Genomic DNA, 14,895 nt, shown 5'->3' on the forward strand with positions numbered 1-14,895 from the left:
ACATCACGTTCTGCGGCACCTGGTTGGCCTGGGCCAGCATGGCCGTACCGGCCTGCTGCAGGATCTGGGTGCGGGTCAGTTCGGCGGTTTCCTTGGCGAAGTCGGTATCGCGGATGCGGCTGCGCGAAGCGGCAAGGTTTTCCGAGCTGGTCTGCAGGTTGGCGACCACCGAGGTGAAGCGGTTCTGGATGGCGCCCAGGTCGGCGCGCGCGCCGTTGACCGCACCCAGTGCCTTGTCGACGACTTCCAGGGCCTGCTGCGCGCCCTTCACCGAGCTGATGTCCAGGTTGGACACGAAGCTGGCGCCGGCCGTCGCGGCGGCGGTGACGGCAGCGATGCCCGTCAAGCCGATTTCCGTCGCGGCTGCGGGAACAGCGGGGGTACCGCCACCGCCGGTGATCGTGCCGTTGGTGATCGTGAAGTCCTTGTCGGCCTTCAGCGATTCCAGCGTGATCGCGCCGGTGGCCGACACCGTGGCACGCAGGCCGGTCTCGCCCATCTGGCCGTTGATGCCGTTGGCGACGGCCTTGGCCACGTCGACGCCGGTGTCGCCTGCCTTCCAGTTGATGTCGCTGATGGTCACGCCATTCAGCACCATGCCCGACAACTTGCCGTCGGACGTGGCGGCGGCAGCGACGGTGGTCGCGACGCGATCGGCGGCGAACTTGACGTTGCCCAGCGAGGCCGACTTTGCATCGACCACCTTGTCGATGGCGATGGCCTGGCCGGCATTGGCGCCGACCTGGAACAACTGGCTGGAGAACGAGCCATCCAGCAGCTTGGTGCCGTTGAACTCGGACTGCTTGGCCACGCGGTCGATTTCGGCGGTCAGCTGCTTCACTTCCGCGTTCAGCGCAGCGCGGTCGGACGAGGAGTTCGTCGCGTTGGCCGACTGCACCGACAGCTCACGGATGCGCTGCAGGTTGTTGCCGATCTCGGTCAGCGAGCCTTCGGCGACCTGCGCCAGCGAAATGCCGTCGTTGGCGTTGCGCACCGCGACGTCCAGGCCGCGGATCTGGGTGCTGAAGCGTTCGGAGATGGCCAGACCGGCCGCGTCGTCCTTGGCGCTGTTGATGCGGAGACCCGACGACAGACGCTGGATGGTCGTGGCCAGCGAGGCGCCGCTGGTGCTCAGGTTGCGCTGAGCATTCAACGACATCGTGTTGGTGTTGATTACCTGTGCCATGAGAAGTTTTCCTTAGGCGTTTGTCGCACGGGGGATGGAGATTCCAACGCTTCCCGGCCGTGCAACCCGGGACGCAAAGGCTTAGTTCCGCAGCAGGGACATCACGTTCTGCGGCACCTGGTTGGCCTGGGCCAGCATGGCCGTACCGGCCTGCTGCAGGATCTGGGTGCGGGTCAGTTCGGCGGTTTCCTTGGCGAAGTCGGTGTCGCGGATGCGGCTGCGCGAGGCGGCCAGGTTCTCGGAGCTGGTCTGCAGGTTCGCGACGACCGAGGTGAAGCGGTTCTGGATGGCACCCAGGTCGGCGCGCGCGCCGTTGACCGAGGTCAGCGCCTTGTCGACGACTTCCAGCGCCTGCTGCGCACCCTTGAAGGTTGAAATGTCCAGGTTGCTGACGAACTTGGAGGCAGGCACCGCGGGCGCCGTGTTGTCGCCGGTGTACGTGCCGCCGGTGATGGCCACGGTCATGTTGGCGTAGGTGTCGCTGGCGTTCTTGCTCTGCTTGACGGCCGTCAGCGTGACGGCGGTGCCGGCGGCATTGGACTCGGCGTAGACGCCGGTTTCGCCCAGCTTGCCGTTGATGTGCGCAGCCAGCGCCGAGACGGCGGCCTTCTGCGACGTCGCGGCGTCGACGCCCGAGGCTTTCACCGTCAGGTCGCCCAGACTGATCGTGCCGCTGGTGCCGTTGGCGATCGAGATGCCGGTGAAGGTGACGTCGGTGTTGCCGTCGGCCGGCGCTGCCACGGCGATGCTGCCGCTGTCGAACTGGCCGCCGCCCAGGGTCGCCGCGCGTGCGTCGACCACCTTGTCGATGGCGATGGCCTGGCCGGCGTTGGCGCCCACCTGGAACAGCTGGCTGGTGAAGGAGCCGTCCAGCAGCTTGGTGCCGTTGAAGTCGGCCTGCTTGGCGACGCGGTCGATTTCGGCGGACAGTTGCTTGACTTCCGCGTTCAGCGCGGCACGGTCGGACGCCGAGTTGCTGGCGTTGGAAGACTGCACGGCCAGTTCGCGGATGCGCTGCAGGTTGTTGCCGATCTCGGTCAGCGAGCCTTCGGCGACCTGGGCCAGCGAGATGCCGTCATTGGCATTGCGCACGGCGACGTCGAGGCCACGGATCTGCGTGCTGAAGCGTTCGGAGATGGCCAGACCGGCCGCGTCGTCCTTCGCACTGTTGATGCGCAGGCCCGACGACAGGCGCTGGATGGTGGTGGCCAGCGAGGCGCCGCTGGTGCTCAGGTTGCGCTGAGCGTTGAGCGACATCGTGTTGGTGTTGATTACCTGTGCCATGTTCGTCTCCTCTTATTTGGATTCACGGCGTTGAAGGGAAAAGACGCTGCCGGTTGGTTTTGTTGGGCTAGTCGTCTTCGTGTTGCGAAATGAATAACGGCGCTGCCAAAAAAACCTTTAGGGGTCGCGCAAAAAAATGTGTTAGGCGCCGGAAAGCCCCACGGCGCGTGCGTTTCGGCGGGTGCCGAAAACGTGACGGAGACCCTAAAGAAGGGGCGGGAACGGCCGTTAAGGGCGCCCTTCAGGGCAAAAGGCGCATGCACGAGCGCACGCGACGTGGCCGCCTGGCGACGGTCATCGGTACGTGCATCAGCGAAGTGCGTGCGTCACCGCACGCGCGTGGCGATCAGGGCCTGGGCGTGCGCCACGCGTCGGCGGGATCGGCGAGCAACGAAATATCCGGCAGCCGGTATTCGCATCCCACCAGCGTGCGTCCCCGCAGGCCCGGACGCTCATCGGCGTAGACGACCAGCGCGTGCGCGTCGTCGAGTGCGCCGGACAGCGGCGCATCCTTGCTTTCTTCCAGCGTGCGCTCGAGTTGCGCGGTCGCCTGTTCGATCGGGCTGTCCACCAGCAACAGCACGCGGTTGTCGGTGATGAGCACGGCGTCGCTTTCGTGGCCCCAGGCGTTGACCGGCTCTTCCAGGCGATACAGGTCCATCATCGGCGCGCTGTACTGGCGCTCGGTCTGCACGAACTCGGTGGGGCGCTCGCGGCGCAACCGCGGCAGCAGCCGGGACAGGTCGGCGACGGTCGTGCGGCAGGTCAGCGCAGCAACCAGCGTATCGGTTGGTCCATCCGGTACGGCGGGTGCCACCGGCGTGTTTGCCGCCGGGGCCACCGCGGGCGGTGCGGACAGGGCGGGCACCGCGCCGGCCAGCCAGAAGGCGGCCAGCGCGAGGGGCAGGGACTTACTCGATCTGCGCATTCGCGTGGGCGGCGTCCAGCGCTTCCATGGCGTCGCGCGGCTTCAGCTTGCCGGCCTTCTCGAACGACGACGCGGCGGCGTCTTCCTTCTTGTCGCCGTGCAGGAGCAGCAGCACGTTGGCGTACTCGACGTGCGCGATGGGCGAGTCCGGCGTCAGCTTGAGGGCGGTCTTGATGTGCGATTCGGCCTCGCTGGCCTTGGCGCCGTAGGTCAGGCCGCCGATCATCGCGCCGATCTTGTCGATGATCTCGGCGTGGTAGAGCGCCAGCGCGGTATGCGCTTCGGCGTGCTTGGGTTCGCGTTCCAGCGTCGCGTCCAGCGCGGCGCGCACCTTGCCGGCGATGCCCTGCTTGAGCGCCTTGGCGATGCTCAGGCCCTGGCTGTAGCGGCCCAGCGCGAACGCGTGGCGGTAATGGCTGTTGGCCTCGTCGGGCAGTGCCTTGATGGCGGCCTCCGCCAGTTTGGCCGCCTGCTCGAAGCGCTTGAGCTGCTCGGCTTCGTCCTCCACCAGATAGGTGGCGTGGATGCCGATGGCCTTCACCGCGACGGAGGCGCCGAGCGGGCCGAGCGCTTCGCCGGCCTCATAGGCGGCCTGGAAGTCGCCCCGGTGGAATGCACGCCAGGCGTCCTGCAGGCGCTGCGCGAGGTCGGCGGGGTCGATGCCCTTGGCGGCTTTGCCCGCTGCCGCGATCAGCGCCTTGGCGCGTTTCTCGTCGGGGTAGGGCTCCTGGTCGCCGGCATGCAGGGTGGGCCAGGCCTTCTTCAGCGCATCGCCGGCATAGGCGTAGGCCTTGGCGTCGTGCGGAAACGGGGCCCACTTCGAAGATTTCGCTGCCATCGGTCGTCCCTCCCAAAGTGCGGCGAGCATCGCCGCGAACGCGGTCCGCAGGCAACCCCTACGCAATCCGTCGCGCCAGCGGCCAATAGTGTGATTGCTCGACGCAGGCCCGACAGCATCCGCTCATGGAAGCCGGCCATCGGGGTCGGCATGTGGATGCCCCCATGGCCACCAAGAAGACGACCCGCAAGACCCCCGAACCCACCCTGCGCCACGTCTGGCTCGCCGGACTCGGCCTGATCGCCGTGGCTCGTCGCGAGGCCATCGGCGCCGCCAACGATGCCGTCGGCAAGCTGCAGGCCGCGCGCCAGCAGGCGGAAGCCCTCGCTGGGCAGGCGCAGCGCGATGTGCTGGGCCGCCTGGCGGATGTCCGCGAACAGGGCGAGGCCAGCGTGGAGCGGTTCAGCGCCGACGTCGAAGCCCGCCTGCAGCCCGTGCTGGCGAAGCTGGGCCTGAAGAAGCCCGCCCGCAAGACCGCGACCCGCACGCGCAAGAAGCCGGCCGCCAAGCGCACGCGCGCCGCCGCGCCCCGCAAGCCCGCCGCGAAGCGCCCGGCCCGTCGCAGCCGCGCCTGATCGCCCGCGCCGCTTGCCAGGTGAAAAGAACGCCCCGGCATGCCGGGGCGTTCTGCCATGGAAGCCCGTTCAGAGGTGCCGGGTGACGGCGGGTTCCGAGAACCAGTCGTTGTCGCGCCCGTTGGCGTAGCGGATGGGGATGTCTGAGAGCACGGCGGGCTCGACGCCATCCAGGCAGGCCAGGTTCACCGAGTAATAGCGTCCACCCAGCACTTCCAGGTCGCCGCGGCCGAACGACTTCACGCCGCAGTGCCGGCAGAACAGGTGTTCGACCACGCCGCTGCCGAAGGGATAGCGGGTGAGGGCGTCTTCGCCCAGCTGCAGGCGGAACGCATCCGGCTTCACCACCGTGCCCCAGTAGCGGGTCTTGGTGCAGATCGAGCAATTGCAGCGGCCGCTGCCGGCGGCCAGGTCGAGATCGACCTCGTAGCGCACGGCGCCACAGTGGCAACTCCCCTGGTAGGTCTGGATGGTCATGCGGCCTTGCTCCTGACGGGAAGAGGGAGCCAGTGTCGCGGTGATTGGGGACAGAAACAGTCCTCGATGGGCATGCATACTGGCCCCATGCTCAGTACCTCCAACCGCCTTCTGCGCCTGCTGTCGCTGATGCAGTCCCGCCGCCACTGGACCGGCGCGGAACTGAGCCAGCGCCTGGAGGTGGACCGCCGGACGCTTCGGCGCGACGTCGAACGCCTGCGTGAACTGGGGTATCCCATCGACGCGTCGCCCGGTCTGGGTGGCGGCTACCGGCTGGGTTCCGGCTCGGCCATGCCACCGGTGTTGCTGGAAGACGATGAGGCCGTCGCGGTGGCGGTGGCCCTCCGCACCGCCGCGGCCAGCGTGGGGCGCATGGAAGACACCGCGTTGCGACTGCTGTCCAAGCTCGACCAGTGGCTGCCCGCGCGCCTGCGCAAGCGGGCCAGCGCGCTGTACTCGGTCACCCTGTCGCTCGCCGGGGGCGTGCCGACGTCCGACGTCGACCTGCTGCTGCGCATCGCCAGCGCATGCCGCGATGGCTTCCGCCTGCGCATGCATTACCGCGACCGCAGCCAGCGCGCCACCGAGCGCCTGATCGAACCGCTGCGCCTGGTGCACACCGGCAGCCGCTGGTATCTGGTCGCCTGGGACCTGAAACGGGAAGACTGGCGCACGTTCCGCGTGGACCGGGTGCAGTCGCTGCACGACACCGGCATGCAGTTCCCGCCGCGCGCCTTTCCCGGCGACGTGGCGGACTACGTGGCCAAGTCGATCACGCAGCCGTTCACCCGCTACCAGGTCCGGCTGAAGTTGCTCGGGCCGATCGAAGACCAGGCCGCGCGCGTACCGCCGTGGTGCGGCATCCTCGAAGCCGGGGATGCGCACCACTGCATGCTTGAACTGGGTGCCGAATCGATCGATGCGCTGCTGGCGCTGATGGCCCTGATCGGGCCGGACTTCGAGATCGTCGACGATCGCGGCCTGCTGCCCGAGCTGCGCGCGGCGTCGAGCCGCCTGGGCGACCGGCTGGTCGCCTGACGCCTGAGGCGTTGCTGGCGCGCACCCCTAGAGCGGGCTCGCTCCGCTGCGCTTCGTTCCGTACTCACGGCAGCCGCACCGAACCGCATCGGAACAACAGACGCCACGGTCGACACGCGTCAGTCGGTATACGCCTGCGTCAACGTATTCAGGTGCACGCGCTCGGCGTCGCGCAGGAAGGGCGCCACCAGCATCATCACCTGCACGATGCCCTGGCGGATGGCGGCCTGTTCGTCCTTCTCGCCGCGCGTGGCCGCGTAATTCAGCCAGAAGGTGGAGATCACCAGCACGTTGGTGGCGGTGGCGGCGAGTTCCGCCGCCGACGCGCGCATCACGCCCGCATGGCCCATGCCGCGCATCACCGCGTGCGCGCTGTCGTCGGCGCGCTTGAGGATGCGGGCGAAGCGCAGCCGCAGACGGCGGTTGCGGCTGAGGATCTCGACCAGGTCGCGGTACAGGAAGCGATAGTCCCAGATGCACTCGAACACCAGGTGCAACTGCAGCCAGATGTCCTCCAGCCCGGGCAGCCGGTCGGTCGGCGGCGTCAGGGCGGCATCCATGCGCTCTTCGTAGCGGGCGAAGAGCTGCTCGATGATGTCGTCCTTGTTGCGGAAGTGGTAGTACAGGTTGCCGGGGCTGATCTCCAGCTCGTCGGCGATGTGGTTGGTGGTGACGTGCGGCTCGCCCTGCGTGTTGAACATCGCCAGGGCGGCGTCGAGGATGCGCTGGCGGGTATCGCGCGCCACTTAAGCGGTGAGCTTCTTCACCAGGTCCACGTATTTCTTCTGCGCGTCTTCCTGCGCCGTGCCCTTCAGCTTGGCCCACGCTTCGTACTTGGCGGTGCCGACGAAGTCGAAGAAGCCGGGCTTGTCGCCCTTCACGTCGCCCTCCGAGCCCTGCTTGTACAGCCCGTACAGCCGCAGCAGCGTGTCGTTGTCCGGGCGCTCGGTCAGCGTCTGGATGTCCTTGGATGCCTGTTCGAACGAACTCTTCAGATCTGCCATGGATGATCCCTCCCAGTGATCGGGGCCATCACACCACGGGTGGTGGGGGCGGTCAATCCGTGACGGGATTGTCGAACGTGGGCGGCTCTGGCAAGTTAGCCCGCAGGGCGGTCGGAGGGGCTGGCCCACAAAATTCGAGGATTGGGTCGTCATGAGCTATTTCGTCACGGGCGCCACGGGATTCATTGGCCGCTACCTGGTCGGCAACCTCCTCAAGCGCAGCGGGACGGTCCACGTGCTGGTCCGCAAGGACTCGCAGAAGAAATTCGACGCCATCGCGAAGAAGGCCGGCTGGGACATGAAGCGCGTGTCCGTGGTGCATGGCGACATGACCAAGCCCAGGTGCGGACTGACACCCGCCCAGTTGCGCGCGCTCACCGGCAAGGTGAAGCATTTCTTCCACCTGGCGGCCGTATACGACCTGACCGCGAGCCGCGAAGCCCAGCAGGCCGCGAACATCGACGGCACCCAGCACGCGCTGGACCTGGCCGCCGCGCTGAAGGCCGGCTGCTTCCATCACACCAGTTCCATCGCCGCCGCGGGCCTGTATCCGGGCATCTTCCGCGAGGACATGTTCGACGAAGCCGAAGGACTGGACGATCCCTACCTGCGCACCAAGCACGATTCCGAAGGGCTGGTGCGCAGGGAAACCCGCATCAAGTGGCGCATCTACCGTCCTGGCATGGTGGTCGGCCATTCGAAGACCGGCGAGATCGACAAGATCGATGGCCCGTACTACTTCTTCACCCTGATCAAGAAGCTGCGCGAACTGCTGCCGCAGTGGGTGCCGGTGCTCGGCATCGAGGGCGGCCGCATCAACATCGTGCCGGTGGATTTCGTCGCCGATGCGATGGACCACATCGCGCACAAGCCGAAGCTGGACGGCCACACCTTCCACCTGACCGATCCCGAGCCGATGCGCGTCGGCGAGGTGCTGAACACCTTCTGCCGCGCGGGCCATGCGCCGGAAATGACCATGCGCATCGACGCGCGCATGTTCGCCTTCGTGCCCGGCAGCATCCGCATGGCGGTCGGCAACCTGCCGCCGGTGCGACGCTTCATCGGCATGCTGCTGCGCGACTTCAAGATCCCGAAGGAAGTGCTGAAGTTCATCACCTATCCGACGCGCTTCGACAGCCGCGAGACCGAGCGTGCGTTGAAAGGCAGCGGCATCGCGGTGCCGCGCCTGGACGACTACGCATGGCGCCTGTGGGACTACTGGGAACGCCACCTCGACCCGGACCTGTTCATCGACCGCTCGCTGAAGGGCAAGGTGCGCAACAAGGTGGTGGTGATCACGGGCGGTTCGTCGGGCATCGGCCTGTCCACCGCGCAGCGCGTCGCCGAAGCGGGCGCGACGACGATCATCGTCGCGCGTGGCGAGGAAGAGCTGTTCAAGGCTCGCGACGACATGAAGAAGGCCGGCGGCAAGGTGTTCGCCTACACGGCGGATCTCGCCGACATGGCGGACTGCGACCGTCTGGTGAAGACGGTGCTGGATGAGCACGGCCACGTCGACATCCTGATCAACAACGCCGGCCGCTCGATCCGCCGTTCCATCGAGGCCAGCTACGACCGCTTCCACGATTTCGAGCGCACGATGCAGCTCAACTACTTCGGCAGCATCCGCCTGATCATGGGCTTCCTGCCCAAGATGACCGAGCGCCGCAAAGGCCACATCATAAACATCAGTTCGATCGGCGTGCTGGCCAACTCGCCACGCTTTTCGGCCTACGTGGCATCGAAGGCGGCGCTGGATGCGTTCAGTCGCTGCGCGCAGGGCGAGCTGTCGGGCAAGGGCATCAGCTTCACCACCATCAACATGCCGCTGGTGAAGACGCCGATGATCGCGCCCACCAAGATGTACGACAGCGTGCCCACGCTGTCGCCCGAAGAAGCCGCCGACCTGCTGGTCAAGGCCATCATCGAGAAGCCGAGCCGCATCGCGACGCGTCTGGGCATCTTCGCGGCGCTGATCAATGCCGTGGCGCCGAAGGCCTACGAGGTGGTGATGAACACCGCGTTCGAACTGTTCCCGGACTCGGCCGCCGCCAAGGGCGACCGCAAGGCGCTGAAGGAGTCCGCGCCCAGCCAGGAGCAGATCGCGTTCGCGTCGCTGATGCGGGGCGTGCATTGGTAGATGGCCATGAAGATCTCCTGGACAAGGACGATCGGGTTGGTCTGTGTGCTGCTCCTAAGTGCCGTGGTCGCTATCTGGTGGCTGTCGTCCCGGGCCTCGAGCAAGTGGGGCGCTTGGTTGACCGCGTGGACCGCAGAGGGCGCGCGTGACGCGGCGAGATCGGAGATCGATGGATATCTTTCGAGCAAATTGATATCCACGGCAACAATGGCGTGCGGACCTCAGGATTGGGTGGTCGTCCTGGCCGGTGGTGCATGCATGTCCGAGACCGTCATCCAGGCGAGGTCGTCGAAGGATGGCGGCGAAGCACGGCTTCGGCCGTCGAAAGGTGCCGGGTATCGCTGGAATGGCGAGTTCCATCGAGATATCGACATGGTGTTGAGTCCGCAGCAGTCCGCGCGTTTTCGCGAACTTGCGATGCGTGCGTTGGCACTGCCCGACGCTTATAAAGACGGCTGCACAGGAATTCCGTGCCTGCAATCCGGATTCGCCGCTTGCGTCGATGGTGAATGGAGATCGGCGTATGGTCCGCCGGAGCGATTCACAGGCGGAGATCGCAAGGAGCCGGGAGACAAGCTTTGGCCGGATGCTTTCGCGATTCTCCAAGTCGAGACAGCGCTCGACCCGGACGATTACGTCATTTGCATGTAAGCGATGACGTGAGCAGAGCCAGAGACTTTAGCCTCCCTCAGCCCACCGCAATGGCACCGCCTGCAGGTTGCGCATGTGCAGCGCCAGCGGCTCGATCCGCGACCAGATGACATCGCGCAGTTCCACGTCATACACCGTTTCGGTCATCGCGCCATGGAAACAGGCCAGCCAGCCGCTGGCTTCCTCCATGCCGATACGGAACGGCAGGTGGCGGGCGCGCAGCATCGGTGCACCGTGCTTCTGCGTGAACAACGGTGGCCCGCCCAGCCAGCCGCTGAGGAACTCGAACAGTTTCTGCTCGCTGCCGTCGAGCGAGTCCGGATGTTGCGCGCGCACGGCGGCCGCTTCGGGCAGTGTGTCCATCAGCGCGTACATGCGTTGCGTCATCCGGCGCAGGCCGGCTTCGCCGCCGATGCGGTCGTAGAGTGTGGGGGCGTCTGTCATGGGAGGGGTCGCGGAAGGATCGCGGAGATCATCCTTCCGCTTGACGGACACGCACAGCGACCGAACGTCGCGGCGTGCGGGTGATCACATCGTCTTGCACTGCCGCCAGCGCACCGGTTCGCTGCTGCCCGGTGGCGGATTGAGCTGCACCCGGCTGGCGCGCAACGCCGGGTAACGCTCCAGTTCCAGGCAGATCCATGGCCAGACTTCCTTTTCGCTCGCCGTGCGGTCGATGCTCAGGGTCAGCTTGGTCTGCCAGACACCGCGGGTGATGCCCGGGGTCTTCGACAGCGCCTTCAGCACGCTGGCCATCTGCGCTTCAAGCTCGGCGTCGGTCGGCTCCTGGAAGCTCTCCTGGGCGACCGGCGGCGGCGAGGCGGGCGTTTCGGGGCGCGCCACGGCGGCAGGTGCCGGCGGCGCGGGCGCTTCATCGCGTGCCGGATGCGTGCCCGACCAGGCGGCCATCGCAAGCGCGCCGAGGGTCACCGCACCCAGCCACGAGATGCTGGTATGGCGCTTGGCGCGGCCGGATGCGTACCGGGTGATCTCGTCGAGCAGTGCGGGTTCGATCAGGTGGCGGACTTCCGGCCACAGCCGCGGACCATCGAGCAGTTCGATCGTGGTGCCCTGGGCGGCGTCGCGGCCTTCCTTCTCGACCTTGCCCTCGGTGGCCAGGATGCCGCCCCTGGCAGCGCCCAGCCGGATGCTGGCGGCCAGTTCCTGTACCGGCGCAGCGGCGATGCGGTAGGCCGAGCCGTGCTTGCAGGACAGCAGCCAGCGTTCCTCGCCCCGGGCGAGCAGGAAGGTCGATTGCGGTTCGCGCGATTCCTGCTGTTCGGGTATCGCTTCCACCAGGCCCCGTTCGGCCATCGCGGCGAGGACGAGTTTGGAGAACTCGCGCCAGCGCAGTCCGGACAGTGCGTGCAGGCCGTAGGACATCTCGTCGCGGGGACGACGGACCAGCCAGAAATAGAGGGTGGCGGCGATGCCGCTCACCAGGGTGACGGCCAGGCCAATGAGCCAGATGGACATGTTGCGCGGGAGTGTTGTTGTTATTAGACCCGCGATTCTACCGGGCCGGCCCTGCGCATGTCTGTGAGGAGCCTGCACCACGCCTGTGACAGGGCGGGGAAGTGCCCGCCAGTCCGAAGCCGTAAGGGGAGGGGAGCAAACGAACTTCGATGGACTGGCGGGCGGAATGATTGTTACGTCATTCGATGTTGCCGCGCAACAAAAAAATGTTCAGAAATGCGCACGAAACATCATGTGCCGCCTTATGGTGCAGCCTTCTTGCGCGATGCACGCTTGGCGGGCGTTTTCTTCGCCGCCGGTGCCGGTTTTTTGGCGTTGGCGGCCTTGCGCGGACGCACGGTGCGGGCCGTTTTCGCCGCCGGGACGCCGCCCAGCTTGCGCAGTTCGGCATTCAGCGCGTCAACGCGATCGATCAGCGTGGACAGGTCTTCGCGGCTGGGGACTTCCAGGCGGCGCAGTGCGCGGTGCACGCGTTCCTCGAACACCTTTTCCAGGCGGTCCCACGTATCCGAGGCGCGTTCGCGCGCCTGACCTACCGTGGTCTCGACGGCATCGCGCATGGCCTGCGCCTTGCCGCCGGCGGCCTTGCGGGTGACGTGCTCCAGCGACAGGCCTTCCTTCACCAGCGTCTCGAACAGCTTGGTGCCTTCGGCTTGCGCGCGACCGAACGCGCCGACACCGGCCAGCCAGACCTGTTGTGCGGATTCGCCGAGGCGCTTGGACATCTGCTCGGCCTGCGCCTGCAGGTCCTCGTTCTTGGAAGCGGAAGCGGTCTTCTTGCGTGCGGATTTCTTCAGCGTGGCCATGGCGTTCCGTCGTTGGGTGGTCTTGGGAGTGCGTGCAGGTTCGACGCCGCGTCTAGAGTTTTCACACCAGCGGGTGACGCGGCCGTGAGCGGATCAGGAGCGTCGCGCCGCCCGGTGCCGCGAAACCAGCTGGTCCACGTCGTCGAGGGCACGGCGCAGGCGGGCGGTGGTTTCGGTCATGCGCGGGGTCACGTCGAGGCCGTCGAGAATCGAGCGGTGACGGTCGTTGACGATGTCCTCGTTGTAGCGGATACCGTGCGCCGCCAGCATCGGCTTGAGCACGGCGGCGCGCTTGCGCAGGTCGGCCAGCGTGTTGCGGTAGGCCAGCTGGCAGACGCGGTGGCGTGAGGAAAAGCTGAAGAGGTTGGTGAAGAACAGTTCGCTGTCGTCCGCGTTCGGCTCGAATACCAGCTGGTCGATGTCCGGGTACCGGTGCGGGTACTTCTCCATGCCGATCTGCATGCGCGACTGCAGCAGCGTGCGCAGGGTCTGTGACAGCACCGCCGGAAGACCGCCGCTGGCCAGGCCGACCTGTTCGGCTTCGTCCGCCTGCGGCGTGGCCTGGTTGGCGTCGAACGGGACCAGCGGGTTGATGCCGATCATCAGGTCGATGCCGCGGTCGAGCACGGTGCTGGCGTGCATCGTGCGGCGCAGGGCGCCATCGAGGAAATGGCGTCCGCCGATCTCGACCGGCGGATACAGGCCGGGCAGGGCGGAGCTGGCCTGCACCGCGCGCGAGATCGGAATGTCGTCCCAGCCTTCTTCGCCGAAGCGCACCGCCTCGCCGCTGTCCAGGTCGACCGCGACCACGAACAGGTCGGCGTCGAGGCTGCGGAACTCGTTGCTGCGGCCGCGCCGGCTGAAGATGTCGCGCAGGAAGCGCTCCACTTCCTCGTTGTCGAAGATGCCGGTGGGCACCAGCCCGCCGAAGCGCAGAAACAGGTCGGACCAGCGCGTGGCACGGCGCGGGTTGCGCACCAGCCGCGACAGCCAGTCCGCATACAGGCCCGGCAGGCTGGCGGCGCGGCGCAGGTACTCGCCGACGTTGGGGCGCAGGAAGGTTTCGGGACGGAACTGGGCGTCGTCGCTGGTGCCGGTGATGAAGATGCGGCACATCTCCGCCGTGCCCATGCGGTTGGCCAGTCCGGCAGCGAGGAAGGCGCCGGAGCTGACGCCCACGTAGCAGTCCATCCGGGTCAGGTCCAGGCCGTCCAGCGCTTCATCCAGGGCGCGCAGCGCGCCGAGCTCGTACATGCCGCCGATGGGGCCGCCGCCGGCGATGGCCAGCCCGATCTTGCCGTTGTGGCCCCGTTTCCGCGCGCTGTGGATCGAAAGCATGTACTACCCGTGGTGACCTTGCCGCCGGAGTGTAGCCGACCGGCCCGCGGGTTGCGGTGGTCGCCGCGCGCCGGGATCATGCGGCCCATGGCACGAACGAATCCGCTGATCGAACGCGTCGGCAGGCGCCTGGCCTGGCACCAGGCCGCGCACGATCCGGGGCGCGAACCCCGCAACCGGCTGCGCTGGCTGCCCGAAGTCCGGCGCTGGCAGGCCGCGCGTCTGGAAGAGAGTTTCGAGCACTTCCTCAACGACCCGACGCGGCGGGCGGCGGCCATGTTCTTCCTGACCGACGTCTATGGCGACCACGATTTCAGCGGACGCGATGCCAACGTGGCCAAGGTCATGCCGATGATGCAGCGCCTGCTGCCCGGCGCCGTGCTGGAGACGGTCGCGCACGGCATCGAACTGGGCGTGCTGACGCATGCGCTGGACATGCGCATGGCCGAAGCGCTGCACCGGCTGGCGCCCAACCGCCGCAAGCTGGACGCGGACCTGTATGGCCAGGCGTATCGTGAGGTGGGCCTGAGACGCCTGCGCCGGCACCAGATCGACCTGATCGCAGAAGTCGGGGTGGGCCTGGCGCGTGCGGTGAAGACGCCGGGCGTGGCGACGCTGCTCAAACTGTCGCGGGGCCCCGCCAAGGCGACCGGACTGGGCGAACTGCAGGGCTTCCTGGAGCGCGGTTTCGCCGCCTTCGCGGCGCTGGGCGACGGCAAGGCGTTCGTGCGCGACATCGAGCGCGCGGAACGGGCGGTGTCGCGCCGGCTGTTCGCGGGCGATCCGGACCCGTTCCGCGACTGACGGTCAGTCGAACTTTTCGCTCAGGACCCGGCGGATCTCCTGCTCGATCGGTCCCTTCATCGCCGACAGCAGGAAGCCCAGGTTGGCAGTGACCCGCAGCTTGTCGGCCAGCAGGGCGATCTTGCCGTCCACGCCGGAGCGGCTGAAGTTCAGCGTGTCGCCGTCCCAGCCGTAGTCCATGTCGAAGCGTTCGGCGAGTTTCTTCGCCATGCTTTCGACGGCCTTGCGCGCCTGCGCGGGCGTTTTGGAGTGCGGATGCTGGATGTCGATGCTGGCCATGCGTGGCTCCTGTGACGTGGCGGATATTCTGCGCGGCACCGCGTGAAGATGCCAAGCCGGTGCTGCCGGCC

Annotated in this window: 17 protein-coding genes; 5 read left to right on the plus strand and 12 right to left on the minus strand. The window is 67.1% G+C overall.

The genetic code is table 11. From position 1 onward, the window contains the following. The 4 genes from CSC78_RS10745 to CSC78_RS10760 all read right to left on the minus strand — a co-directional run. A partial coding sequence (locus tag CSC78_RS10745) for a flagellin (RefSeq protein ID WP_162337879.1) occupies positions 1 to 1,186 on the minus strand: 1,186 nt, incomplete at its 3' end. Between the two features lie 81 nt (positions 1,187 to 1,267). Then, positions 1,268 to 2,470, minus strand: coding sequence for a flagellin (locus CSC78_RS10750; protein ID WP_162337880.1), 1,203 nt, complete (start codon positions 2,468 to 2,470; stop codon positions 1,268 to 1,270). 346 nt (positions 2,471 to 2,816) lie between these two features. Further along, positions 2,817 to 3,398 (minus strand): hypothetical protein, encoded by a 582-nt coding sequence (locus CSC78_RS10755; protein ID WP_162337881.1) that lies wholly within the window; start codon positions 3,396 to 3,398, stop codon positions 2,817 to 2,819. After that, positions 3,382 to 4,236, minus strand: a complete 855-nt coding sequence (locus tag CSC78_RS10760; RefSeq protein ID WP_162337882.1) for a tetratricopeptide repeat protein — start codon at positions 4,234 to 4,236, stop codon at positions 3,382 to 3,384. Before CSC78_RS10760 ends, CSC78_RS10755 begins: the two co-directional genes overlap by 17 nt. A gap of 164 nt (positions 4,237 to 4,400) precedes the next feature. Between CSC78_RS10760 and CSC78_RS10765 the strand changes: the two genes are divergently transcribed. Next, the gene (locus tag CSC78_RS10765) at positions 4,401 to 4,811 is read left to right on the plus strand and encodes a hypothetical protein (protein ID WP_162337883.1); all 411 of its coding nucleotides are present in this window, start codon (positions 4,401 to 4,403) and stop codon (positions 4,809 to 4,811) included. Between the two features lie 69 nt (positions 4,812 to 4,880). Here the strand turns inward: CSC78_RS10765 and CSC78_RS10770 are convergent, their stop codons facing one another. Continuing rightward, entirely contained in the window at positions 4,881 to 5,288 is a 408-nt protein-coding gene (locus CSC78_RS10770) for a GFA family protein (protein WP_162337884.1), read from the minus strand. An 87-nt stretch (positions 5,289 to 5,375) separates the two neighbouring features. Here CSC78_RS10770 and CSC78_RS10775 point away from each other — a divergent pair, with 87 nt between their 5' ends. After that, positions 5,376 to 6,326 carry a helix-turn-helix transcriptional regulator gene (locus tag CSC78_RS10775; protein ID WP_162337885.1) on the plus strand — a complete coding sequence of 317 codons (951 nt, stop codon included), beginning with the start codon at positions 5,376 to 5,378 and terminating at the stop codon, positions 6,324 to 6,326. Positions 6,327 to 6,445: 119 nt separating this feature from the next. Here CSC78_RS10775 and CSC78_RS10780 read toward each other — a convergent pair whose 3' ends face one another. Together CSC78_RS10780 and CSC78_RS10785 are read right to left on the minus strand one after the other, a co-directional pair. Further along, positions 6,446 to 7,072 carry a TetR/AcrR family transcriptional regulator gene (locus CSC78_RS10780; protein WP_162337886.1) on the minus strand — a complete coding sequence of 209 codons (627 nt, stop codon included), beginning with the start codon at positions 7,070 to 7,072 and terminating at the stop codon, positions 6,446 to 6,448. Next, positions 7,073 to 7,330, minus strand: coding sequence for an acyl-CoA-binding protein (locus CSC78_RS10785; RefSeq protein WP_162337887.1), 258 nt, complete (start codon positions 7,328 to 7,330; stop codon positions 7,073 to 7,075). Between the two features lie 151 nt (positions 7,331 to 7,481). Here CSC78_RS10785 and CSC78_RS10790 point away from each other — a divergent pair, with 151 nt between their 5' ends. Beyond that, complete coding sequence (locus CSC78_RS10790) at positions 7,482 to 9,470, plus strand: SDR family oxidoreductase (RefSeq protein ID WP_162337888.1); 1,989 nt, start codon at positions 7,482 to 7,484, stop codon at positions 9,468 to 9,470. Continuing rightward, positions 9,471 to 10,121 carry a hypothetical protein gene (locus tag CSC78_RS10795; protein WP_162337889.1) on the plus strand — a complete coding sequence of 217 codons (651 nt, stop codon included), beginning with the start codon at positions 9,471 to 9,473 and terminating at the stop codon, positions 10,119 to 10,121. Between the two features lie 27 nt (positions 10,122 to 10,148). Here CSC78_RS10795 and CSC78_RS10800 read toward each other — a convergent pair whose 3' ends face one another. From CSC78_RS10800 to CSC78_RS10815, 4 genes are all read right to left on the minus strand, one after another. After that, entirely contained in the window at positions 10,149 to 10,565 is a 417-nt protein-coding gene (locus CSC78_RS10800; protein WP_162337890.1) for a group II truncated hemoglobin, read from the minus strand. 84 nt (positions 10,566 to 10,649) lie between these two features. Next, positions 10,650 to 11,597 (minus strand): restriction endonuclease, encoded by a 948-nt coding sequence (locus tag CSC78_RS10805; protein ID WP_162337891.1) that lies wholly within the window; start codon positions 11,595 to 11,597, stop codon positions 10,650 to 10,652. A 242-nt stretch (positions 11,598 to 11,839) separates the two neighbouring features. Beyond that, positions 11,840 to 12,403 (minus strand): phasin family protein, encoded by a 564-nt coding sequence (locus CSC78_RS10810; protein ID WP_162337892.1) that lies wholly within the window; start codon positions 12,401 to 12,403, stop codon positions 11,840 to 11,842. 93 nt (positions 12,404 to 12,496) lie between these two features. Continuing rightward, positions 12,497 to 13,741 (minus strand): patatin-like phospholipase family protein, encoded by a 1,245-nt coding sequence (locus CSC78_RS10815; protein WP_162337893.1) that lies wholly within the window; start codon positions 13,739 to 13,741, stop codon positions 12,497 to 12,499. Between the two features lie 87 nt (positions 13,742 to 13,828). On the opposite strand from CSC78_RS10815, the gene CSC78_RS10820 reads away from it, so the two are divergent. Continuing rightward, positions 13,829 to 14,545: an FFLEELY motif protein gene (locus CSC78_RS10820; protein ID WP_162337894.1), complete on the plus strand. Its 717-nt coding sequence runs from the start codon at positions 13,829 to 13,831 to the stop codon at positions 14,543 to 14,545. A 3-nt stretch (positions 14,546 to 14,548) separates the two neighbouring features. On the opposite strand, the gene CSC78_RS10825 is transcribed toward CSC78_RS10820, so the two are convergent. Further along, positions 14,549 to 14,824: a polyhydroxyalkanoic acid system family protein gene (locus CSC78_RS10825; protein ID WP_162337895.1), complete on the minus strand. Its 276-nt coding sequence runs from the start codon at positions 14,822 to 14,824 to the stop codon at positions 14,549 to 14,551. Positions 14,825 to 14,895 lie beyond the last annotated feature (71 nt).

It is taken from the genome of Pseudoxanthomonas japonensis (genome assembly GCF_010093445.1).
GTDB classification, from domain to species: Bacteria; Pseudomonadota; Gammaproteobacteria; order Xanthomonadales; family Xanthomonadaceae; genus Pseudoxanthomonas_A; species Pseudoxanthomonas_A japonensis.